The organism is Paraburkholderia piptadeniae (assembly GCF_900007165.1).
Lineage (GTDB): Bacteria > Pseudomonadota > Gammaproteobacteria > Burkholderiales > Burkholderiaceae > Paraburkholderia > Paraburkholderia piptadeniae.
Genome location: NZ_CYGY02000279.1, coordinates 1 through 533 on the forward strand (window position 1 = coordinate 1; position 533 = coordinate 533).

Here is a 533-nt window from a genome sequence, read left to right on the forward strand (position 1 = left end):
GCAGGCGTTCGCGAATGCGCCCGTGGCTGCGGTGCACGCGCTCGCCTATCCGGTTGGCGGCATTTTTCATGTTCCGCACGGACTGTCGAACGCGCTCGTGCTGCCGCACGTGCTGCGCTTTAACGCCGAGGCAGCGGCGCACCTGTACGCCGAACTCGCAGACGTGATCGTGCCGGACGCGACAGGCAGCGACGCGAGCAAGACGCAGGCGCTGATCGCCCGCCTCGAACAGATGATCGCGGCGACCGGGATTCCGGCGCGGCTACGCGACGTGGGTATCGCACGCGATGGCCTCGCGCGCATGGCGAGCGATGCGATGTTGCAGACGCGGCTGCTGGTGAACAATCCACGGCCGGTTAGCGAGGCCGATGCGCTGGGGATCTATATCGCGGCGTTTTGAAGTAGCAGGTGGGAGACGGCGCCCTGTCTGCGTGCCGTCTGCGCAACTGCGGATCAATACCTGAAAGCCTGGAAGTGCGTGCGAATACCTGTGGTCGAGCCTAACTGGTTCTTCGCACCGAACCTCGTGGCAA

General features: G+C 64.9%; 1 pseudogene. It reads left to right on the top strand.

From position 1 onward, the window contains the following. Nucleotides 1–400 (top strand): annotated as a pseudogene (locus BN2476_RS45220) (iron-containing alcohol dehydrogenase); the annotation flags it as partial. Nucleotides 401–533: the final 133 nt, after the last annotated feature.